This window comes from Synechococcus sp. MU1625 (assembly GCF_020514205.1).
In the GTDB taxonomy this organism is placed as follows: Bacteria; Cyanobacteriota; Cyanobacteriia; order PCC-6307; family Cyanobiaceae; genus Parasynechococcus.
The window spans coordinates 710,702-730,747 of record NZ_VTLA01000001.1; the positions used below are offsets into that span (position 1 = coordinate 710,702).

Below are 20,046 nucleotides of genomic sequence, written 5' to 3' on the forward strand. Positions count from 1 at the left end.
GCGCCACCATGAGGTGTGCAAAACAACAAGAGGCCCAAGTCAGGTCGCGGAAGAGTTGATGAGCGATTCGTCGTGCGTACTGAGCACAACCGAACTGAGTTTCAGCTACGGGGGCCGCAAGACCGTTGACAAGGCCAACCTGCAGCTTCAGGCGGGAACACTGACCGCACTTGTGGGGCCAAATGGAGCAGGCAAGTCAACGCTGTTGCATCTTCTGGAGGGGCGACTAAGGCCCAGCCAAGGATCAATCAATTGCAGCAAGCAAATCGGATTGATGCCCCAAAGAGCAGCCATTGACTGGTCGTTTCCAATCACCGCCCAGGACATGGTGCAGCTGGGCACGCCCAGCAACTGCAACGCAACATCAGCCAACCACCCCAATCAACTTCTGGAACGCGTTGGCATGGGAACCATGGGGTCCCGGCGCCTCAGCCATCTATCCGGCGGCCAGCAACAAAGAATTTTGCTGGCAAGAGCGTTGATGCAACAGACCGAGATCCTGCTGCTGGATGAACCCTGCAGCGCCATCGATCCGCCAACACGGGAACACTTGCTCAGAGTGATGCGAGAACAGGCCGAATCAGGCCAGACGCTTCTGGTCAGCAGCCACGACTGGGGCAGCGCCCTTAACGACTACGACCAGGTTGTTGTGATGGATGGACAGATCCTTGCCAACGGAACACCCGACGCAGTTCGCGAAAAACTGAGCGACATGACCTGCATGATGGGGAGCCATTGCTGTGGTTGAGCTGGACATCTGGTGGCTTCTGCCCTTGGTGATCTCGTTGTTGATTGGAGCCATCTGTCCAGCCACTGGAGCTCTGCTGATCACCCAACGTCGGGTTCTTCTGGCCAATTTGATGGCCCATTCCGTTCTGCCCGGCCTGGTCATCGCCCTCGCCATCGGCATCGACCCAAGCATTGGCGGGCTGGTCAGTGGACTGCTGGGTGCCCTGTTAGCGGAACGCCTGAACCGACGCTTCAAAGGCCGGGAAGAAGGTGCGATGAACACTGTTCTGGCTGGCTTCACAGCACTAGGCGTTCTGCTGGTGCCACTGCTGGAAGCACGCGTTGATCTCGAGACAATTTTGTTCGGCGATCTACTGGCAGCCAACACAGCGGATCTGGTTCGTACAGCAATCTCAGCCAGCGCACTGTTGGCCATGGTGGTGTGGGGCTACCGCGACCTGGTGTTCATCGGCATCGATCCCGAAGGTGCCGCAGTTGCCAAACGACCTGTGATCTTGATTCGGCTGATCTGCAGCCTGATCACAGCCCTGGTTGTGATTAGTGCCATCACAGCCGTTGGCGTGATTCTTGTGATTGGTTTGCTCTGTGCTCCTGTTCTGATGCACGTCGAGCGGAGCCGAAGCCTCAAAGAATTAATGCTGAGAAGCGCGAGTACAGGACTGCTGCTATGTGGCGGCGGAATGATGTTGGCTGTTGCCATTGATCTGCCGCCAGGACCACTCATTGGCACGCTGTGCTTAGGGCTCTTGTTCACCTACAAAATTGCAGATCAAAATTAATGTGATCATTCGCTCAAAGAACTTTCATTTGAGATCATCCGATTAAGGCGGCACCTCATTCTTTTCATCAATGCGCGCTCTCGCTCCGAACGAAAAGTGCGCTGAAACCCAAAAAACAAAACAGCAAGAGTGCTTGCCAAACCGACACTAAATAGCGAGATAGCTGTCACCTCATTCATCGCGTAATTCATCTGCTCAACGAACAACTGCAAACCATGCGCCAGCCAAGGCCGCAATCAGCCCACACGCAATAGCCTGAAGAACGAATTGGCCTGAATCATTCTTCTCCCATCGATCGATGGCTTTCGAAGCAGTGACATAGGGCTCATTGTTTCTGATCAATTTGGCGATATAGCGATCAACGAACTCATCATCGAGAGCAAGCCTGTGGAGCTTGGCACGAATCTGATTGACCTCAAACTGATTCATCAATCAAAAAGATCCAAAGTCTTTAACATAAAACAGCCGAAAAGTGCCTGGTTCAATCAACCTTAGAGGATACGAGCCGCAAGACAATTTCACATTTAATAGCTGAATCCGCAACGGATTCTAGCGAGCTTGCCGCCTCCATGGGGCTCGCCTCAACGGAACCGAATCAGCCATTAGCGCCAACGGGAAAAGCAGCACATACAAATGCAAAAGATCATAAAAAGCTTTTACGCAGACCGCCAAACAATCAAAAGCAAATAGCGAAACAAATAGATCAATCAAGCGCCGAGCCCATTCTCAACTCTTGTCGCAGCAACAACGATTTCTGTCCAACCATCTAGAAGCCCGTTGCCCCCTTTCGTGTCTTCGGCTGCATGACCTCAATTGTCTTGGGTCTTGTAGTGCTCGAATACCAAACCCTTTGTGCTTCGTCGTAGCTCTCGACATCCTTAAACGACCCATCACTCAACCACACACGGTAGTGATGTCGGTCATAGGGTTCCGAACTGGTTTCGGTGAACTGTTTCATGCGGCTGAACAGGGCATAGGAGCAGTTCTTGCAAGAATCTGGGGAACAATTTTACCGAGAGCAACTCATAACTGCATAGAACCTCTATCCAACACATGATGATATTGAAAAGGTCCTCTTGATCAGTCAGATCCCATTCTTGTGAAGGCTTCGCGCCGAACATCTCTGTATTGCTCCGCCACATGCTTTCCCCATAACCCTTCCCAATAGAAGAAAATCACGCCGTGACCACGATTGCGGGCCAGGCGTACTTTTTGCTCCAAAACGGCCATGGATGTGGTGCGTTTGCCGAATCCCGCCAACACGCCGATCTGAGACGGAATTCCCCAGCTGCGGGCTTTGCGCAGGGCGGGTTGATCCAGATCCTTCGCGAATCCTTGGACGGAATAGGCGTAGTTCTGCACCACCAACTCTTCAATCAGCCCCCCTAAAGCCCAGAGCTCCCAATCCTGAAGCCAGAGGTTGTAAGCCTGGCGAAAGGGGCCGGGGGACAGGCTGATGCGTGTGGAGAGTTGCTCCTTCTTGAGACGCTGCCGCAGCTCACGCAGGAGAGACGTGAGTTGGTTCCGACGCCATTTCATCCACTGTCGATTGCTGTGATCCCGCGGTGGTGCCATTCCCGTCTCTTGTTTGTAGAGCGCGACGGTGGTGGGGTCGTAGCCGAATTGAACCGGCCAGGCGAAGTGATCGTCCAGTTGCAGGCCATCCAACGAACAACGCTTCAGGGTCTCCACCACCAAACCAATAAAGCGAGCACGCACCTCCGGATGGGCAGGGTTGAGCCAAGCCATCCGATGGTTTCCGTGCATGGTCATCGAGCGTTGGCCATTCGCTTTGGCCAACACCCAGCTGGGATTCTCACGGATAACGGCTGCATTCGCCGGCTCCATCAATCCGTACTCAAACCAGGGCATCACCTTGATGCCGCGGCGCCGACCTTCAGCGGCCAGGGTGCAGATGGGATCAAGATCGAGACCCACCTTCTGGAGCGGTGGCTCGACTGGAGCGAAACGGCTGCTGTGAAAGGTCGTGCCTCGGCTCCAGACATTGGGCACCACACGATTGAATCCAGCCTCCTGAAGCTGCTGCATCGCTGCGCTGATGCGCTTTCGGTCGTAATAGAGCTTGCTGGGGCTGTTGGTCAGCCACACCCCCATGGTGCTGCGGGGCCGCAGCAGCCGGTCCAATCGAGACTCGGCCATTAATGGCGCTGGGAGTCCTGCCATCAAGCTGGCCAGCGCAACGCAGGCCAGTGGCCTCAACCGCTGATCCACTGCTGTTCTTCCACCGCATCTCAAGATTCGCTCGAATCAATCGCGATGCAGCCGCAGAAAGCCCGCTCCTTTAACAGTCCATTCCACCGAACCCAGCATTCAGCGGAACATCGAGCTCACGGAGCTTTCTTCATGAATGCGCCAGATGGCTTCCCCCAGCATGTTGGCCACGGAGAGAACCTGAAGCTGAGGGAAGACCCGATCCTGCGGAATCGGAATGCTGTTGGTCACCACCACCTGTTCAAACAGGCCCTCAACGGAAAGACGTTCGCTGGCGGGGGGTGAGAACACAGCGTGGGTGGCGCAGGCCAGCACCCGTTCAGCTCCTTGCTCCCGCAACAACCGTGCGCCTGCACAGATCGTGCCGCCGGTGTCGATCATGTCGTCAATCAAGATCGCCGTTCGGCCAGCCACATCACCGATCACCGTGAGGCTCTCAGCCATGTTGTGACCGGTGCGGCGCTTATCGATGATCGCCAGCGGGGCATCGTTCATCTGCTTCGCGAACGCCCGGGCACGCGCCACACCCCCCACATCCGGAGACACCACGACGACATCCCCCAGATCCTGAGTGGATAGGTAGTCCACCAGCACGGGTGATCCGTAGATGTGATCGCAGGGAATATCGAAATACCCCTGAATTTGGGCGGAGTGCAGATCCATGGCCAGCACACGATCAACGCCGGACTGCACTAGAAGGTTGGCCGTGAGCTTGGCAGTGATCGACTCACGACCGGCGGTTTTACGGTCCGCCCTGGCGTAGCCGTAATAAGGGACCACAGCAGTGATCTGCCGCGCTGATGCCCGTCGGCAGGCGTCCACCATGATCAGCAGTTCCATCAGGTGGTCGTTCACCGGCGCGCAGGTGGGCTGGATCAGGAACACATCGCAGCCCCGGATCGACTCCTGGATCTGCACATACAGCTCACCGTCCGCAAACCGCTTGCAGACGCGGGGGCCATCTGGCACACCGAGATAAGCAGCGATCTCCCGCGCCAGAGCAGGATTCGAGGTGCCGCTGAACAGACGCAGACGCCGGCTATCTGGAGCCATCTGCTCCTGTTCGGTACGGGCTGCTGTCAGGAAACTGGTCACGGCGCCCGCGTAACGAATTCTGCTGTAATCCGATGGTAGAGGTGAGCAGCACCCCCATGTCCAAAGGTTTCCCCCTGCTCGTGGGTGCGGGCCCACTTCCAGAGCTCAAAATGCGCCAAGCCTGCGAAGCCTTAGCCCAGGCCTGTCAATGCCCTTTGACCACCGTGCCCAGCGGTGCTCCGCCCGCTGCAGTCCTGCAGAACAATCCAGCTGCTAAAGGGCTTGTGCGGCTAAGCGGTGACGCAGCACGGCCAACGCACCAGGGTGATGTCAGCTGGTTGCATGCCCTGGCTGACTGGCGTCAGACGGTGCTGCTGCTGACCACAGCCGACAGTGATGGAACGATCCCCGGCACGGCCCCGGCCTATGCCGCCCTCTGCCGAGAACTGCATGTCCCCCTTCTCGGCCTAGTTCAGCTCCAGGGCCCCTGGAACGGCCCTGCACGACGCAGAGACGGCCTCAGCTGGCTGGGGTGGATTCCCGATCAGAACCATCCAGATCAGGCCGAATGCATCGAGGCTCTCGCCCGGAGATTGCAGCTGCGCAGCCCGGGTTAAGGCTGGGGCCAGAGGGGACGGCTCACCCCGGATTTGATTTGGCGCAATGTCTGCTCACCAGACCGGTCGGCCAGCGGTAGGCGGGTGATTGCTGCAGGTTCAGGGCTGGCGATGATCGCCGCGGCCAAGCTCAACTGTTCCGAACGACTCAAGTTGGTCTCCACGTCAGCATCCAGTTGATCCACCAGAGCAGGGATCAACGCAATGCCACTGGGAGCCTTGACCTGTTCGATCAAGGCCTCAACAAGAATGTCCTGGCGCTGACGACGCTGGGAGACATCTTTGGGGTCTGGTAGGTGACGCACCAGCTGTTCCGCCTGGACTCCGTTCAGACTTTGACGCCCAGCCTGGAGATTGACGCTGTAGCCCTGCGCCTTGTCTTGGCGCTGGTAAGACTGCCCAAGCACCACCTCCACTTCGCCAAGTCCGTCCACCAAACGGCGTAAGGCCGCACGGGGCATGACCACATAGCGCTTCGGGTCGCCGTCCTCAAGGCCAACAATGTCGTGGATGGCATCACTGACAAGGCTGACGCCGCCCTGTCGCCACAACTCCGACAAGCGGCCTGGATCCTTCTGCCCAGGAAGCTGAACGCCAAGCTCGGTGGGGATCTGGAGCACCTGCAGCGGCTCCCTGGATGCAATGCGAAGCATCAAAAGGGCATCGGCATTGGCAGGCCCCTTGGGCGCGGCCTGATTCGTGGGCGCACCAAGACGATTCGCATCAAGACCAATCACCAGCACCGTGACAGGGCTCTCGGGGAAGGTAGCCAGGGTTTCAGGTTGATCTGCGCTGAGAGGAGCTCCCTGGGCAACACGATCGGGTTCAGGCCACAGAGTCGCCAACAACCACCCGGTGACACCGAGACCCAGCAACGCTGAACCGACACGCAGAACGCCGCGAACTCGGGGTGGCGACAACCACTTCATTTCGCTGGAACAAGCGCAATGGCGCTTAGTTTCGCCCAGATCTCCAGTTCTTAGACTGGCCCTGTGAAGCCGTCCTCGATGTCCCTCCGCCACGACTACCGCAACCGACCTCCCGAACAGGTGCGCGTGGTCGTGTTCGGAGCCACCGGGTACATCGGCCGTTTTGTGGTGAAGGAGCTGGTGGAGCGGGGCTACCAGGTGATTGCCTTTGCCCGAGAACGCAGTGGTGTGGGCGGCCGTCAGAGCAGAGACGAGGTCATCGCCGATTTTCCTGGGGCAGAGGTGCGCTTTGGGGATGTCAGCGATCCCGCCTCGATCACGGCCGAGGCCTTCGATCAACCGACGGATGTGGTGGTGAGCTGCCTGGCTTCCCGCACCGGCGGCCGCAAGGATTCCTGGGCCATCGACCACGCGGCGACCCTCAACACCTACGAACAGGGACGGGCTGCAGGGGTGGCCCATTACGTGCTCCTCTCAGCCATCTGCGTGCAGAAGCCACTGCTGGAGTTTCAGAAAGCCAAGCTGGCCTTTGAGGCCGTTCTGCAGGCGGACGAAGAGATGACCCATTCCATCGTTCGCCCCACCGCCTTCTTCAAGAGCCTGGGCGGACAGGTGGAAAGTTGCCGCAAAGGTGGCCCCTATGTGATGTTTGGCGGCGGCACCCTGGCCAGCTGCAAGCCGATCAGCGAAGCAGACCTGGCCCGGTTCATGGCGGACTGCATCCAGGACGATGCCAAATGCAACCAGGTGCTTCCCATCGGCGGGCCCGGTCCGGCGCTGAGCGCTCGGGAGCAGGGAGAAATGCTCTTTCGCGCCCTCAACCGCCCCCAGCGGATGCTCTCCGTCCCCATTGCTCTGATGGATGGTCCGATCGCCCTTCTGGACGGTTTGGCTCGGCTGTTCCCAGGCATCAAAGACACGGCGGAATTCGGGCGCATCGGTCGCTATTACGCCAGTGAATCCATGCTCGTCTGGGATGAGCAACAGCAGCGCTACGACGCCGATGCCACACCGTCCTATGGAACCGACACCCTGGAGCAATTTTTCGAGCGCGTGGCTCGGGACGGCATGGCCGGGCAGGACCTAGGAGATGCCGCCCTGTTCTGAAGTAGCCATCCTTGGGAGAACGAAGGCCCCCCATGGATCAGTCCACTGTTGAACCAGCCAAGGCTGGACGGGGGCGCAGCACCGGGGTGCTGCTTCATCCGACCGCACTACCGGGGAGTCCCGTCTGTGGCAGCTTCGGTGAGCCATGCCGCCGTTGGCTCAACCTCCTCGCTGCCCACGACATCGGGGTCTGGCAGATGCTGCCCCTGGCCCCGCCTGATCCCACAGGCTCGCCCTACAGCTCGCCGTCATGCAATGCCTTGAACCCCTGGTTCCTGGATGGACAGGACTTGGCCAACGAGGGGTTCATCCATGAGGCAGCGCTCAGGGCAGCTCCGGGCGCTGATGCACCGCTGGAGGGCGAAGAGCGCGTGGATTTCAGCCTGGCCGAGCAACGGGCCGATGCCCTGGGAAATGCACTGCTCGAGGCCTGGAGTGACCAGGATCCGGCGCGACACACCGACTTCGGCAACTGGGTGCAGCAGCAGCGCGCCTGGTTAGAAGACCATGCCCGTTTTCAGGTTCTTCATGATCAGCACAGGACGGCTTGGTGGGACTGGCCACTCCCGCTGGCACGACACAACAAAAAAGCGCTGCGGACCTGGGCGGAGCAACACCAAGAGGCCTTGCTACGGGAACAGCTGATCCAGTGGCACCTCGACCGTCAGTGGCAGGCGATCCGTCGACAGGCGGCAGACCTGGGCATCCAGCTGTTTGGCGACCTGCCCTTTTACGTCAGCAGTGACAGCGCTGATGTATGGAGCAACCGTTCGCTGTTCACGGTCAAAGAGAACGGCCAACTCACCACCCAGAGCGGCGTGCCACCCGATTACTTTTCGGAAACAGGGCAACTTTGGGGCTCACCGGTTTACCGCTGGGGACAACATCGGATCACGCGATTCCACTGGTGGCGGCAAAGAATCGCTCGCCAGCGAGAGTTTGTTGATCTTCTACGCCTGGATCACTTCCGGGCCCTTGCCGCCTTCTGGGCCGTCCCCGGTGCCGACTGCACCGCTGAAAACGGGCAGTGGCAGGCCTCACCAGGCCACACCCTGCTGCGCTACCTCCGCAGGGATGCTGGTGGCGCCCTCCCCTTGATTGCCGAAGATCTTGGCGTGATCACACCGGATGTGGAGGCACTCCGTGATGCATTCCAGCTGCCGGGAATGAAGGTTCTGCAATTTGCTTTTGATGGTCATCGCGACAATCCCTATCTGCCTGAAAACACCGATGGGCATGGCTGGGTCGTCTACACCGGCACCCACGACAACCCCACGACCCTGGGCTGGTGGAACAATTTGGATGCCGACAGCAGAGCCCGCATTGCCACGCGGGTGAATGGTGAGATCTCAGCACCGGCCTGGCATCTGCTTGACATGGCCTTTGCCACGACCGCAGGACTGGTCGTCGCCCCACTTCAAGACCTCATGCATCTGGATGACCGGGCCAGATTCAACACACCTGGCACCTGTGAAGGCAACTGGAGCTGGAGGATGCGCAGCTTTGATGCTGATCTGGAGAATGCCCTTTGCGGCTACGGCACGAGGGGAGCGGTCTGGGGACGATCGCTCTCGGGAGCAGGCAGCTTGTTGACCCGGTAGATCCCCGGCCGCTCTTGATCCACAGGCAGTGGTTCTCCGTTCCAGAGCACCTGATCGCCAGCACCAGCGGGGGGATCCAGGCGGACCTCAATCGGGGCCTGCAACTGGAGCATCAACGTGCCGGCACTGGCCGTGAATTCAAACCTGTCTCCACCACCGCTCGAGAGCTGCAGTGCTCTGGGCTCAGCAACAACAACCTCGAGAACCCCCTGAGACTGCGTCAGCGAGCCACTCACCAGCTCAAGCCACTCCTGCGGTGTGCGTTGCTGAACCTGTTCCAGGGGCCGCAAGGCGGCGATGCGGTTGTCAGAGCCAGCCAGGTTCGGGCGACGGTTGATCGCCTCCACATCAGCACGCACTGGCTCGAGAGTCAGGCTGTTGCGCAGGGCCAAATCCTGCTGTTGTCGGTTGATAGCAAGCAGGCTGAGCGCAATCACGACGGTGTAAACCACCGTGCCCTGCCAGGTGGTGAACACATCGATATTGCCGAGGGTGAAGCGCCGCAGACCCGCCTTGGCAGATCCGCGGCGGAGCAACACCGGCTGGGGAAGCAAAGGGTCGAGGCATCCACTGGGAAGAGCCAGGCGGATCTCGATCTGAGGGAGCATCGAGGCGAGATAAGCCCGCTCTGGCAATCGATCACGCCAGCCACGCTCCAACGCTTCGATGACGGGTGTTGTGATCCGGGTTTCATTGGCCAGGTCCCGTAGCGAGAGGCCAAGTTCCTCCCTCCGCCGCCGCAGCATCAGTCCCAGATCCTGACTTTGCTGATGTTGGGTCTCAACAGAACCAGCATCAGCGCTGGCTCCACTGCGGGCACGGCGCCACCAAAGTCCTGGACGCTTCAGTCGCATGGGCGATGCAGATCCAAGGGGACAGCCCGGTCGAGCATTGGCTTCCATTCTCCCTCGCTCAACCACATCCAGCACCCCTCAGCCAGATCGCCAAGCGGCAACCCCGCAATGACCGTGCGCCGGAGGTCAAGCACCGGATGGCCAAGGACCTCCGCCATCCGGCGAATCTGTCGGTTTCGACCTTCCCGCAGCTCGATCTCCAATAACGAGCGAGCCCCCCTGGTCTGCAGTCGGCGCACCTCTGCGGGTCGGGTCGGTCGCCCATCCAAGGGAAAACCCCGACACCAGCGGTCGAGAACCGCTTCGGACGGCACACCCTCCACCCAAACCCTGTAGGTCTTGGTATGGCTGTAGCGCGGGTGGGTGAGTTTCAACGTGAGCTCACCCAGATCGGTCAGCAGCAGAGCCCCACGACTGTCGGCATCGAGACGGCCAACAGGATGCAGTCCTGCCCGATGCTCCGGTGGCAGCAGGTCGAGCACCGTTCGGCGGCCCTGAGGGTCATCGCAGCTGCAGATCACCCCCACGGGCTTGTTCAGCAACAGCACCCGCGCCGCGCCACGGCTGGGCAAGGCCCTGCCATCCACCCGAATCGTCTGCTGGTGCGGATCGGCCTGGTCCCCAACGCGGGCGACCTGGCCATCCACCGTGATACGGCCCGCCTGAATCCATTCCTCAGCACTGCGCCTGGAACAGAGACCAGCAGCAGCAATCAGTTTCTGGAGACGCTGACGCGTCATCCAACAGGCTCCCGGGGGAGAAGGAGGTCCATGCAGGCGCCCCCAGCAGGGTGGTTGCGCGCTTCGATGCGACCACCATGATTCACGGAGATCTGCTGCACGATGGCCAGCCCCAGGCCGCTGCCACTACGGCTGGAGCGTGCCCGCGAGGGATCCCCCCGGTAGAAGCGTTGAAACATGCGACTGAGATCGGTCTCACTCAACCCGGGGCCGTGATCACGGATGCTGAGCAGCCACCAGCCGCCGCTCTGGCGCACGGTCACATCGACGCTGCTGTCCTCTGGGGAGTATTGCAGAGCATTGTCGAGAAGATTCAGCACCGCGCGGTGCAGACGGCGTTGATCCCCAAGCATGGGCCCGGATTCAGAGCGATCCAACTGCAGAGTGACCCGCCGCCCCTCCGCGATCGGGCGAATGGTTCCCCAAGCGCTGTCGACCAGATCCTCCAGGGTGAGGGGGACGTAATCGCTGTATTCCTGGGGCAGGCTGTTCTCCAGGCGTGAGAGCTCCAGCAGATCCTCCACAAGCAGCTGAAGCCGCCGGAGTTCCTTATGCAGCCGTTGCACCAGAGCCGTGTCCTCTGAACTCACGGCAAGCTCCAGCCGATCGCTCACCAGCATCAGGGCGGTCAAAGGGGTCTTGAGCTCATGGGCCACATCACTGACCCAGCGCTCCTGCTGCTGTTGCTGGGCTTCGAGGGACTGGCGGCTCTGGATCAACACCAACAAGCATTCATCGCTGCCCGGCAGAACGATGGCCTCCAGCGGATCCCCCTGTTGCTCCCATTCACATCGCTGGGGGCGCTGCTGATAGCGGCTGCTGAAGATCACCTCCTCAAGTGCAGGAATGTCCAGGGCATCCGTGAGGTTCATGCCACGAACCAGACGATTGCGGGAAATGTGCAGCAAACGTTCGGCCCGACCGTTGAGGTAAGCGATGGAGTGATCCGGAGCCAGGATCATCCAGCCCTGGGTGGCCGCATCAATCCAGGCCAGAAGCTGAGGTGCGTTCAAGGCAAAAGGCCGCTCCTCCTCCTCTCGCAACGACTTCAGGAAGCGCCATCGTCGCTGCAACAGAAGCGTGATCCCGATGCCGGCCGCAAAGCCAAGTACTCCAGAGATCAACACAACAAGATCAGCCGAAGCGGTAACCGAAGCCGCGGACCGTGCGGATCAACTGGGGAGATGAGGGCTCATCTTCAACCTTTTCCCGTAACCAACGGATGTGAACATCCACTGTTTTGGTGTCGCCGACAAAATCAACACCCCAGATTTTCTCCAGCAACTGATCGCGACTCCAGACGCGCTTGGGGTTCTGAATGAACAACTCCAGGATCTTGTATTCCTTCGGGGAGAGGGTCAGATCAGTGCCATCCCGGGTGACCCGGCACTCATTGGAGAACAGGCAAAGATTGGCGTAACTGTGTGATTCAGAGGGCGACGACTCGGTTTGACGGGATCGCCGCAGCAACGCCCTGCAGCGGGCCACCAACTCACGCAGCCCAAAGGGTTTGACCAGGTAATCATCAGCGCCAACCTCCAGCCCAAGCACCCGATCGGTTTCACTATCGCGGGCACTGATCACAAGAATCGGTGTGGTGTTCTTGAAGCGACGAAGCTCGCGACAGAAATCAAGCCCCCCCAGCCCCGGAAGCATCAGATCAAGAACAATCAAATCAACCGGATCAGAGGATGTGCCCACGACCATGTCGAGAGCCTCTGAGCCATTTGAACTGGTGAGCACTTCATAGCCCTCAATCCTCAGGGCCTCACCAACTGTCTCCCGGATGCTGTCGTCGTCTTCCACCACGAGCAAGCGGCAGGTGGAAACAGCCGCAGACAAGGTCGTCACATCCAACAGGCTGGAAACGAATTAATTCTGACGGCTGCCTCACCCAGAAGGATGAGATCAGCGGCTTCGCTTAAGAGGTCAGAAGACGAGATCAGAAGAATTCGTCGAAATTATCGAAATCAACCGCTTTGAAGTTGCCCTCTTCCACTTGCACCATCAGGCGCTCGAGCTGAGCAAACAAGGCTCCACCCGTGAGAAGAGACAGCAAAAGAGCCACCAAAAGGGCAGCACCTGCGGCGAAACCGAAGATCTGAAGGCAGCAGCCAATGAATAAGGTCACACCGATCAGAGTGCCGCCGTAACTGAGGTTGATCTCAACTGTCCCCAGAGGCAACAGGGGGAGCCGGTCCTGCTTCCAGCCATCCAATTTGTTCTGGACCTGACGACCGAAGGTCAAGCCGCAGAGCACAGCCATCAACAGGCCGATACCCGCCAGCAGGTAAGGGGGCTGGGGCAGGGTCATCATCCGAAGCAGCTGCTCAAGCTCCTGGGCGCTGATCTCCTCAGGCATCGACGCCGATCTCAAAGAACTGCGACCTTAGCGATCTCAGCTCATGGTTCCCAGCTTTGTGAGCCGAGAAAGGTGAGTTCGACAAAGTCGCTGGCGTTGTGATCATCCCGCCCCATCTGAATTCGGAAGCCCCCCAGATCAAGATCATTGATTGACTCAAGAGCCTGGACAAGGGATTGACGCGTTGGGTTCTTCCCAGCCCGCGCCAGCGCTTCGGTGATCATCCGCGCCGCGAGATACCCCTCAAAACTGGTGAAGCCAAAACCCGATGCCGCATCACTCAGCCTCAGGCAGCGCTGATAGTCAGCCACAACGGGGATCCAACGATTCCACGGAAACGGCACCACCTGGGCCACGCCAATGCCATTGGCTTCGCCCACCGGCATCGCCCTCTGCAGAGCTTGGGTGCCCACAAACGACACATTCATGATCTGAGCGCTGCTGCCCCGTTCGCGCAGCGCGGTGGCCAGGGCAGCCGAACTCACATAGGCAGAAACGAGCACGACCCCGTTGGGATTGACGGCCATCAGGTCGTCCAATGCATCCCCCACCTGAGCTGAATTGCGCTGCACCGTCGTGACAGCCACAGGTTTGAGCCCATGGCTGGTGAGAGCAGCCATGGCGCCTTCAAGGCCATCCTGACCAAAGGCGTCGTCTTGATAAACGATCGCAATGCGATGGTGCGCATCGCGCACCAGCTCGTCGACCATCGCCGCAATCTCCCGGCGATAGCTGGTTCGCATGTTGAACACCATGCGCAGCTCCGGCCGTCGAAGCAGACTTGCCCCCGTCATCGGCGCCACCAGCGGCACCTCGGCAGCCTCGATTAACGGCAACGCCACTTTTGTGGTGGGCGTGCCTACATAACCGAACAACGCCAGCAGATCATTGCGTTTCAGCAATTGGCGTGTGTTGATCAGCGTCTGCGATGGCTCGTATTTGTCATCAAGACTGACCAACTCGATTCTGCGCCCGTGAATCCCGCCCTCACGGTTCACAGACTTAAACCAGGCCAAGGCCCCGCGTCGATAATCCAGACCGAGTTGTGCCGAAGGGCCCGAGAGCGGTAGGGACTGGCCAAGCACCAGAGCGTTGGGATCTTGCCCCCTGCCAGGGGGCTGAGAAGCAACAGGGCGAGGTTGAAGCAGCGTGAGCAGTCCACTGCTCACTAAGGCCCAGCACGTCAGAGTGACTCCAGAGCTGCGCCGCAAATGGCCTCCAAGAAACAGAAGCACTGGAACTTCCTTGCCGTTGTTTCAATTCTGCTTGCCGGTCTTCTGGCGTTCACCGGCATCAACAGGCTTGATGTCGGTCGTGTCCCTAGCCGTGATGCGCTGCGCTTGTCATCAGCATCACGAGCCCTGACAACAGACAGTCAACGGATACCCGGGGACGGCTGGACCTCCCTGCGGGGCGAAAAGCTGTCGGGCCAGGAGATGGTCCTGGATCAGCAGGGGCTGGAGGACGCCTCATACCACGTTCAGGTGGGGATCTACGCCACCAGCACCTACGACCTGGATCTGAGCATCCCCAGTTACTCATCCAACGGTTACGTCTGGATGCGCTGGGGAGAGGAGCTGCAGCGCTATCTAAGTGAACGGGATCAAACCATTGAACAGGGAATCACCCTGGTGAACGGATTGCTCTCCGATGCCGATCCAGTGCTGACGCCGATGTCCTCAGCCCCAGTGCACAACGACGACGGAACGTACTACCAACTGTTCAGCTATATCGGCCGCTTTTACATCGACAAAGCCAGCTTCAGGCACTTTCCCTTTGTGACCGTGAGCCTGCCCCTTGTCCTTGAAATGGAGGATGTGAATGGCTCCCTCGACTATCCCCATTTCCGCTTCGAGCCCGACATCCAAAACAGTGGGATGGGCTTGTTCGCAGGAATCATCGGCTGGCTGAACCGAGGCTGGTCCATTGCCGAATACCGGCACAACTACGCCACAAATTTCGGGCTGGGGGGCAGCGCGGATGACTACAGCCTGGTCATCTTCGATATCACGTTCGGCACCTCTTCCTGGTCTGCGTTCTGGCGGTTGATGCTGCCGCTGCTGGTGGTGATGGCCATGGTTCTGCTCGTGTTCAAAGTCCGAGCCGATGAACAGGATGCGCGCGCAGGAATTCCTGTAACCGTGCTGTTGACCCTGGTCTTCCTCCAACAGACCTACCGGGAGGAACTGCCCGACCTGCCCTATCTCACCTTTCTGGATCAGGTGTATGTGATTGCCTATGTGGTCACCTTGCTGGCCTTCATCCTGGTGATCTTCATCGGACGGCGTTACGGGGAGCTGGAGGCAATGCCGGAAGGCGACGCCAAAACTCGCAAAGAGCATCGGCTCGAGCAACTGGACGAAATCTGGCCGCTCACCGTTGTGGTCCTCAGTTCGATCAGCATCTTCGGCTGCTGGATCACGCTGCCGCCAGGGGGTTGAGACGTTGCAGCAGCCCACCTGCCAGCCGCCCGGGGCCGAAGGTTCGTCCAAGCAGACCGACGAGGGCACGCACGTCGTCGGTGTGCAGGCGATCGTCACGGATGAGCGTCATCAGCAGGCGCCGGCGCAGGTCGGCACCATCGCGGCTGAACAGCAGCCGCAGACCGGCGCCAGCGACAGGAATCAGTTCCTTGCCCGGCGCGGGTGCGTCCTGGCCAACCACCGCCAACAGACTTTCCAACCGATCCAGGCGCAAGCGGCCTGACTCATCAAAAATCACCTCAAGCAGCTTCTCGCGCATCTCGCTGGTGTCTCCTGCGAGCAGTCGACGGGCCACGTAGGGATAGGCGATGGCGATGATTTTGAAGTCAGGGTCGAGACGCAGGGCCAGACCCTCCTGGCTGACGACCGCCCGGATAATCAGCGCGAAGCGAGCCGGCACCCGGAAGGGGTAATCAAACATCAGCTCCGAGAAACGGTCGGTGATCGCCTTGAAGTTGAACGAACCGACCGAGTCACCAAGGCTGCCGCCGAGCACCTCCTCAAGGGCAGGAATAATCGGGGTGAGATCAGCGGTGGGGCTGAGAAAACCAAGGGATTGGAAATCACTGGCCAAACCGGAGAAATCACGGTTGATCAGATGCACCACTGCACCCGTCAGGGTGAGACGGTCGCTGTCGCTGATGGAGTCCATCATGCCGAAATCGACATAGCCCACATGGCCGAGGTCCCCGGTTCGACCCCGCATGGCGAACAGGTTGCCGGGATGGGGATCAGCGTGGAAATAGCCGAACTCCAGCAGTTGCTGAAGACCGCAGATCACACCCGTGCGGATCAATGCCGTTGGATCGAGTTGCTGAGAGCGCAGCTCTTCGCTGTCGCGCATCTTGGCTCCATCAATCCAGGTGGTGGTGAGCACCCGGGTGGAGCTGAGCATCCGCTCCACCTTCGGGACATAGACGGCATCGTTCTCAGCAAAGAGAGCCGAAAACCTTTCAGCATTGGCCGCTTCAAGGCCGTAGTCGATCTCTTCAAACAGGCTGCGGCCAAACTCATCGATGATTCCGCCCAGACCGAAGCCGAGATTGAGGGGCAGGAGTGGAGCCGTCATCACGCCGAGCGCTCGGATCAGCACCAGATCCCGCCGCAGGATGAAGGTGAGATTGGGTCGCTGAACCTTCACCGCAACCCAATGCTTACCCTGCAGACGAGCTTTGTAGACCTGCCCGAGACTGGCGGCGGCGATTGGCGAATCGGGGAACTCCTCAAACAACTCCTCCGCTGGAGCACCGAGCTCTTCGCGGATGCACGCCAGGGCAACGGCATGGGGAAACGCCGGTAGGTCGTCCTGCAGACGCGTCAATTCCTCGAGCCAATCCCGACGCACAAGATCGGGACGGGTTGACAGGGCCTGACCCAATTTGATGAAACAGGGACCCAGACCGGTGAGGGTGTTGAGGATGCGACGCGCCAAGCCCTGCTGCACAGCGGCGTCACGACTGCCTCCACGCAGCAGCAACACCAAGACCAGGCCAGCGAGGGACCAGAGCACCTGCACCAGCCGCGGAATAGCGACCCAGGGACGCAGCAGCAACCAGCCCAGATCCCGCCGGGGGTCGTAACGCATCGCATCGAGCTGAGTACAGAGGGAGACTTTAAGGAGATCAGGCGGATTCGATGGCGCTTCTGCCCCAGCTCACCCGTCGGCTCGGTGAGCCTCTGTTTCTGCCGGCCCATGGCCGGGGGGTCGCGCTTCCGGATGGACTGCGTCAACTGCTGCGACAACGCGCTGGCATTTGGGACCTGCCGGAACTCCCTGAACTCGGCGGTCCGCTGGAACCGGAGGGCGCCATTGCCGCAAGCCAACGCTGTTCCGCAGCTCAGATGGGTGTGGCGCGTTGCTGGTATGGGGTGAACGGGGCCACGGGATTGCTTCAGGCCGCTCTACTGGCGATGGTCAGGCCAGGGGAGCGGGTGCTTCTCCCTCGCAATGTCCATCGCAGCCTGATTCAGGCCTGCATTCTCGGGGATCTGGAGCCGGTTCTGTTTGATATTCCGTTTCAAAGCGACCGGGGCCAACCTGCGCCGGTGGATTCCGCCTGGATCGAACGGGTGCTGGCGGCTTTGCCGTCCGATGGGGCACCCATCCGCGCCGCGGTTCTGGTGCATCCCACATACCAGGGCTATGCCAACGACCCAACGGAGGTCATCCATCGATTGCAGCAGCGGGGCTGTTGCGTGCTGGTGGATGAAGCCCACGGCTGTCATTTCGCCGCAGGAGTGAATCATCCCTTGCCTCCCAGTGCCGTGCACTGCGGCGCCGATCTCGTGGTGCACTCCCTGCAGAAATCAGCTGCAGCCCTTGCGCAAACGGCAGTGCTCTGGCTGCAGGGGGAGCGTCTGGATCCGGTGCGTGTCGAACGCAGTCTGGGATTGCTGCAGACGACGAGCCCCAGTGCGCTGCTGCTGGCCTCCTGCGAAGAAGCCCTTCAACACTGGCAGCGCCGCAGGGGACGCCGACAACTCCTGCAACGTCTGCAGGAAGCTGAAGAACTCGCCGATGTCTTGCGCCACAACGGAGTCCCTCTGCTCAATAACCAAGACCCGCTGCGCCTGATCCTTCACACGGGTCAGGAGGGGATCACCGGCTTGGAGGCCGACGCCTGGTTGCTGCGCAAAGGGCTAGTGGGCGAACTACCGGAACCGGCAACCCTGACCTTCTGCCTGGGGCTGGCCCAACACCGGGGCCTCGGGCGACGGATGCAGCACAAATGGGAGGACCTCCTGCGGACCTATCCCGATCGCGATCCACTGCCGCCGTTCGAAGCTCCGCCTTTGCCACTGGTCACCACCACAGACCATTCACCGTCCCAGGCTTGGCACGCAGAGCGTCGCCGCGTGTCGTTAGTCGAAGCGGAGGGATGCGTTGCAGCTGAATTGCTCTGCCCTTACCCCCCTGGCATCCCACTGCTGATTCCAGGTGAGCGATTGGATCGCAACCGGCAAGCCTGGCTGAAACGCCAGCAAGTGTTCTGGGGAGACCAGATCCCCAACGAGCTGTCGGTCATAAGCAGGGGGTGAAATCCAGCTCCACACCCGCTTCAATCCATGCATTCGGCAGTGGTGGATGAAACCTCTGACCTGGCTGGTCGTGGCACTTCTGATTTGCCCGTCCGTTGGGGCAAGTCCCAATGGCGAGGAATTCGTTGTGGAAGACATCGAGAAGAGCGAGGAGATCACAGCCATCAAAGGGATCAAGGCAGTCGACACGGTCAAACCTTTGCCACTGCCTCCCCCGAGGCCAATAGCGGACAAGACTGCGCTACCGAGCAAGCTCATCCAGGTCGTTCAGGGAGCAGCGAGCTGGTACGGGCCAGGCTTCTACGGCCGCACAACCGCAAATGGTGAGCGCTTCCGAAAGGGCACGCTGACGGCTGCCCATCGGACACTCCCCTTCGGAACCCGGGTGCGCGTGACCAATCTGAGCAATGGCCGCAGCGTTGTGGTGCGGATCAATGACCGTGGACCGTTCAAGTACCACCGGGTGATCGATCTCGCCCATGGCGCCGCATCACAGCTCAGGATGATGCAGGCGGGTCAAGTGCCAGTGAAACTCGAAATCCTCAAGTCGTCGCCATAAAGCAGCTTCAGGCTCGCCAGACGAAGCCAACCATGAGCGATTGATAGCCTGAACCAACGAAGCCTCCAATCAGCGTGATCCGTGAGGTTGTCTTCGATCAAAGCCAAGCGCCAGCCGCGCGTGCGGTGCTACGCAAGCGGCTGATCAGTGGCCTGGGTGTCGGCGGATTTGGCCTCCTGGTGGTGAGCCTCGGGGGCTGGTGGTTCACTGCAGCACTTGGTGGGATGGTGCACCTCGGCCTGCTGGAGTTCTTCCGAATGGCCCAGTTCAAAGGGATCCGCCCAGCCACCAAAACAACCCTGGTGGCCTGCCAACTGCTGTTGTTCACCACCCAATGGTCGATGCAGGGAGGGCTGCCGGAAGCCGTGGCCTCCGCGGTGCTGCCCCTTTCGGGGGCTGCCATCTGCGGCTGGTTGCTCCTGCAACCGGTGACAGGCTCCATCGCCGATATCGCAGCATCGATTTTCGGCTTGTTTTACCTCGGGTTTCTGCCCAGCCATTGGTTGAGTCTGCGTGGTCTGGAAGACGGACTGGCGATCACCCTTTCGGCCTGTCTCATGATCGTGGCCACCGACATCGGCTCCTGGGCCGTCGGACGGCGTTTCGGCAAGCGCCCCCTCTCGCCGATCTCACCCGGGAAAACCATCGAAGGCGCCATTGGCGGCTTCCTCTCGGCGATGTTGATAGGCCTGATCTGCGGTCAGCTAATGGGGTGGGCCCTACATGGTCTTCCAGGCCTGCTGCTGGGAGCGCTGATTGCTCTGTTCGCGTTGGTGGGAGACCTAACGGAATCGATGATGAAACGAGATGCGGGCGTCAAGGATTCCGGTGACGTTCTACCGGGCCATGGCGGGATCCTGGACCGCATCGACAGCTATCTGTTCACCCCAGCGGTGGTGTACTACGCGATCGCCCTGTGCCAACCGCTGCTGGCGCAGTAGCGCCGGTTCAACAAGAAA

The 20,046-nt window shown here is 59.9% G+C and carries 20 protein-coding genes; 9 read left to right on the forward strand and 11 right to left on the reverse strand.

Annotation, left to right across the window (positions count from 1 at the left end; all coding sequences use genetic code 11):
• The first annotated feature begins 58 nt into the window (after positions 1 to 58).
• Entirely contained in the window at positions 59 to 748 is a 690-nt protein-coding gene (locus tag FZX13_RS04215) for a metal ABC transporter ATP-binding protein (RefSeq protein ID WP_226407583.1), read from the forward strand.
• Positions 741 to 1,529, forward strand: a complete 789-nt coding sequence (locus tag FZX13_RS04220) for a metal ABC transporter permease (RefSeq protein ID WP_226407584.1) — start codon at positions 741 to 743, stop codon at positions 1,527 to 1,529. Before FZX13_RS04215 ends, FZX13_RS04220 begins: the two co-directional genes overlap by 8 nt.
• A gap of 195 nt (positions 1,530 to 1,724) precedes the next feature.
• On the opposite strand, the gene FZX13_RS04225 is transcribed toward FZX13_RS04220, so the two are convergent.
• The 3 genes from FZX13_RS04225 to FZX13_RS04235 form a co-directional block, all read right to left on the reverse strand.
• Positions 1,725 to 1,958: a hypothetical protein gene (locus FZX13_RS04225; RefSeq protein WP_226407586.1), complete on the reverse strand. Its 234-nt coding sequence runs from the start codon at positions 1,956 to 1,958 to the stop codon at positions 1,725 to 1,727.
• 651 nt (positions 1,959 to 2,609) lie between these two features.
• On the reverse strand, positions 2,610 to 3,713 hold the full coding sequence (locus FZX13_RS04230) for a glycoside hydrolase family 10 protein (RefSeq protein ID WP_226407588.1): 1,104 nt from the start codon (positions 3,711 to 3,713) through the stop codon (positions 2,610 to 2,612).
• 147 nt (positions 3,714 to 3,860) lie between these two features.
• Positions 3,861 to 4,856, reverse strand: coding sequence for a ribose-phosphate pyrophosphokinase (locus tag FZX13_RS04235; protein ID WP_115025083.1), 996 nt, complete (start codon positions 4,854 to 4,856; stop codon positions 3,861 to 3,863).
• Between the two features lie 56 nt (positions 4,857 to 4,912).
• Here FZX13_RS04235 and FZX13_RS04240 point away from each other — a divergent pair, with 56 nt between their 5' ends.
• Positions 4,913 to 5,413 carry a hypothetical protein gene (locus FZX13_RS04240; protein ID WP_226407590.1) on the forward strand — a complete coding sequence of 167 codons (501 nt, stop codon included), beginning with the start codon at positions 4,913 to 4,915 and terminating at the stop codon, positions 5,411 to 5,413.
• Here FZX13_RS04240 and FZX13_RS04245 read toward each other — a convergent pair.
• Positions 5,410 to 6,342: an LCP family protein gene (locus FZX13_RS04245; RefSeq protein ID WP_226407592.1), complete on the reverse strand. Its 933-nt coding sequence runs from the start codon at positions 6,340 to 6,342 to the stop codon at positions 5,410 to 5,412. The genes FZX13_RS04240 and FZX13_RS04245 overlap by 4 nt on opposite strands.
• Positions 6,343 to 6,420: 78 nt before the next feature.
• Between FZX13_RS04245 and FZX13_RS04250 the strand changes: the two genes are divergently transcribed.
• Both FZX13_RS04250 and malQ read left to right on the forward strand, forming a co-directional pair.
• Entirely contained in the window at positions 6,421 to 7,449 is a 1,029-nt protein-coding gene (locus FZX13_RS04250; protein WP_115025086.1) for an NAD(P)-dependent oxidoreductase, read from the forward strand.
• Positions 7,450 to 7,481: 32 nt separating this feature from the next.
• Positions 7,482 to 9,050, forward strand: a complete 1,569-nt coding sequence (malQ, locus tag FZX13_RS04255) for a 4-alpha-glucanotransferase (RefSeq protein ID WP_226407604.1) — start codon at positions 7,482 to 7,484, stop codon at positions 9,048 to 9,050.
• On the opposite strand, the gene FZX13_RS04260 is transcribed toward malQ, so the two are convergent.
• The 6 genes from FZX13_RS04260 to FZX13_RS04285 form a co-directional block, all read right to left on the reverse strand.
• Positions 8,984 to 9,952 carry a RodZ family helix-turn-helix domain-containing protein gene (locus FZX13_RS04260; RefSeq protein ID WP_226407606.1) on the reverse strand — a complete coding sequence of 323 codons (969 nt, stop codon included), beginning with the start codon at positions 9,950 to 9,952 and terminating at the stop codon, positions 8,984 to 8,986. The genes malQ and FZX13_RS04260 overlap by 67 nt on opposite strands.
• The gene (locus tag FZX13_RS04265; protein WP_226407608.1) at positions 9,895 to 10,644 is read right to left on the reverse strand and encodes a pseudouridine synthase; all 750 of its coding nucleotides are present in this window, start codon (positions 10,642 to 10,644) and stop codon (positions 9,895 to 9,897) included. Before FZX13_RS04265 ends, FZX13_RS04260 begins: the two co-directional genes overlap by 58 nt.
• Positions 10,641 to 11,771 (reverse strand): HAMP domain-containing sensor histidine kinase, encoded by a 1,131-nt coding sequence (locus FZX13_RS04270; protein ID WP_226407610.1) that lies wholly within the window; start codon positions 11,769 to 11,771, stop codon positions 10,641 to 10,643. Before FZX13_RS04270 ends, FZX13_RS04265 begins: the two co-directional genes overlap by 4 nt.
• A 7-nt stretch (positions 11,772 to 11,778) precedes the next feature.
• Complete coding sequence (locus FZX13_RS04275) at positions 11,779 to 12,501, reverse strand: response regulator transcription factor (RefSeq protein ID WP_226407612.1); 723 nt, start codon at positions 12,499 to 12,501, stop codon at positions 11,779 to 11,781.
• An 85-nt stretch (positions 12,502 to 12,586) separates the two neighbouring features.
• Positions 12,587 to 13,006: a hypothetical protein gene (locus FZX13_RS04280; protein ID WP_115025092.1), complete on the reverse strand. Its 420-nt coding sequence runs from the start codon at positions 13,004 to 13,006 to the stop codon at positions 12,587 to 12,589.
• A gap of 41 nt (positions 13,007 to 13,047) precedes the next feature.
• Complete coding sequence (locus FZX13_RS04285; RefSeq protein ID WP_226407614.1) at positions 13,048 to 14,175, reverse strand: ABC transporter substrate-binding protein; 1,128 nt, start codon at positions 14,173 to 14,175, stop codon at positions 13,048 to 13,050.
• A gap of 42 nt (positions 14,176 to 14,217) precedes the next feature.
• On the opposite strand from FZX13_RS04285, the gene FZX13_RS04290 reads away from it, so the two are divergent.
• Positions 14,218 to 15,447, forward strand: coding sequence for a hypothetical protein (locus FZX13_RS04290; RefSeq protein WP_226407616.1), 1,230 nt, complete (start codon positions 14,218 to 14,220; stop codon positions 15,445 to 15,447).
• On the opposite strand, the gene FZX13_RS04295 is transcribed toward FZX13_RS04290, so the two are convergent.
• Positions 15,425 to 17,074, reverse strand: coding sequence for an AarF/ABC1/UbiB kinase family protein (locus FZX13_RS04295; protein ID WP_226407618.1), 1,650 nt, complete (start codon positions 17,072 to 17,074; stop codon positions 15,425 to 15,427). The two genes, FZX13_RS04290 and FZX13_RS04295, sit on opposite strands and share 23 nt — an antisense overlap.
• A 50-nt stretch (positions 17,075 to 17,124) precedes the next feature.
• On the opposite strand from FZX13_RS04295, the gene FZX13_RS04300 reads away from it, so the two are divergent.
• The 3 genes from FZX13_RS04300 (at position 17,125) to FZX13_RS04310 (ending at position 20,028) form a co-directional block, all read left to right on the forward strand.
• Positions 17,125 to 18,528 (forward strand): aminotransferase class I/II-fold pyridoxal phosphate-dependent enzyme, encoded by a 1,404-nt coding sequence (locus FZX13_RS04300; RefSeq protein ID WP_226407620.1) that lies wholly within the window; start codon positions 17,125 to 17,127, stop codon positions 18,526 to 18,528.
• A 46-nt stretch (positions 18,529 to 18,574) separates the two neighbouring features.
• Complete coding sequence (locus FZX13_RS04305; protein ID WP_226407622.1) at positions 18,575 to 19,087, forward strand: septal ring lytic transglycosylase RlpA family protein; 513 nt, start codon at positions 18,575 to 18,577, stop codon at positions 19,085 to 19,087.
• 74 nt (positions 19,088 to 19,161) lie between these two features.
• Positions 19,162 to 20,028 (forward strand): phosphatidate cytidylyltransferase, encoded by an 867-nt coding sequence (locus tag FZX13_RS04310; RefSeq protein WP_226407624.1) that lies wholly within the window; start codon positions 19,162 to 19,164, stop codon positions 20,026 to 20,028.
• Positions 20,029 to 20,046: the final 18 nt, after the last annotated feature.

Excerpts from the sequence above, each read along its gene's own strand:
- FZX13_RS04260 (WP_226407606.1), bottom strand. The coding sequence starts at position 9,952 with ATGGAAGCCAATGCTCGACCGGGCTGTCCCCTTGGATCTGCATCGCCC.
- FZX13_RS04225 (WP_226407586.1), bottom strand. The coding sequence starts at position 1,958 with ATGAATCAGTTTGAGGTCAATCAGATTCGTGCCAAGCTCCACAGGCTT.
- FZX13_RS04245 (WP_226407592.1), bottom strand. The coding sequence starts at position 6,342 with ATGAAGTGGTTGTCGCCACCCCGAGTTCGCGGCGTTCTGCGTGTCGGT.
- FZX13_RS04305 (WP_226407622.1), top strand. The coding sequence starts at position 18,575 with ATGAAACCTCTGACCTGGCTGGTCGTGGCACTTCTGATTTGCCCGTCC.
- FZX13_RS04295 (WP_226407618.1), bottom strand. The coding sequence starts at position 17,074 with ATGCGTTACGACCCCCGGCGGGATCTGGGCTGGTTGCTGCTGCGTCCC.
- FZX13_RS04250 (WP_115025086.1), top strand. The coding sequence starts at position 6,421 with ATGTCCCTCCGCCACGACTACCGCAACCGACCTCCCGAACAGGTGCGC.
- malQ (WP_226407604.1), top strand. The coding sequence starts at position 7,482 with ATGGATCAGTCCACTGTTGAACCAGCCAAGGCTGGACGGGGGCGCAGC.
- FZX13_RS04290 (WP_226407616.1), top strand. The coding sequence starts at position 14,218 with ATGGCCTCCAAGAAACAGAAGCACTGGAACTTCCTTGCCGTTGTTTCA.
- FZX13_RS04240 (WP_226407590.1), top strand. The coding sequence starts at position 4,913 with ATGTCCAAAGGTTTCCCCCTGCTCGTGGGTGCGGGCCCACTTCCAGAG.
- FZX13_RS04300 (WP_226407620.1), top strand. The coding sequence starts at position 17,125 with ATGGCGCTTCTGCCCCAGCTCACCCGTCGGCTCGGTGAGCCTCTGTTT.
- FZX13_RS04230 (WP_226407588.1), bottom strand. The coding sequence starts at position 3,713 with ATGGCAGGACTCCCAGCGCCATTAATGGCCGAGTCTCGATTGGACCGG.
- FZX13_RS04265 (WP_226407608.1), bottom strand. The coding sequence starts at position 10,644 with ATGACGCGTCAGCGTCTCCAGAAACTGATTGCTGCTGCTGGTCTCTGT.
- FZX13_RS04215 (WP_226407583.1), top strand. The coding sequence starts at position 59 with ATGAGCGATTCGTCGTGCGTACTGAGCACAACCGAACTGAGTTTCAGC.
- FZX13_RS04280 (WP_115025092.1), bottom strand. The coding sequence starts at position 13,006 with ATGCCTGAGGAGATCAGCGCCCAGGAGCTTGAGCAGCTGCTTCGGATG.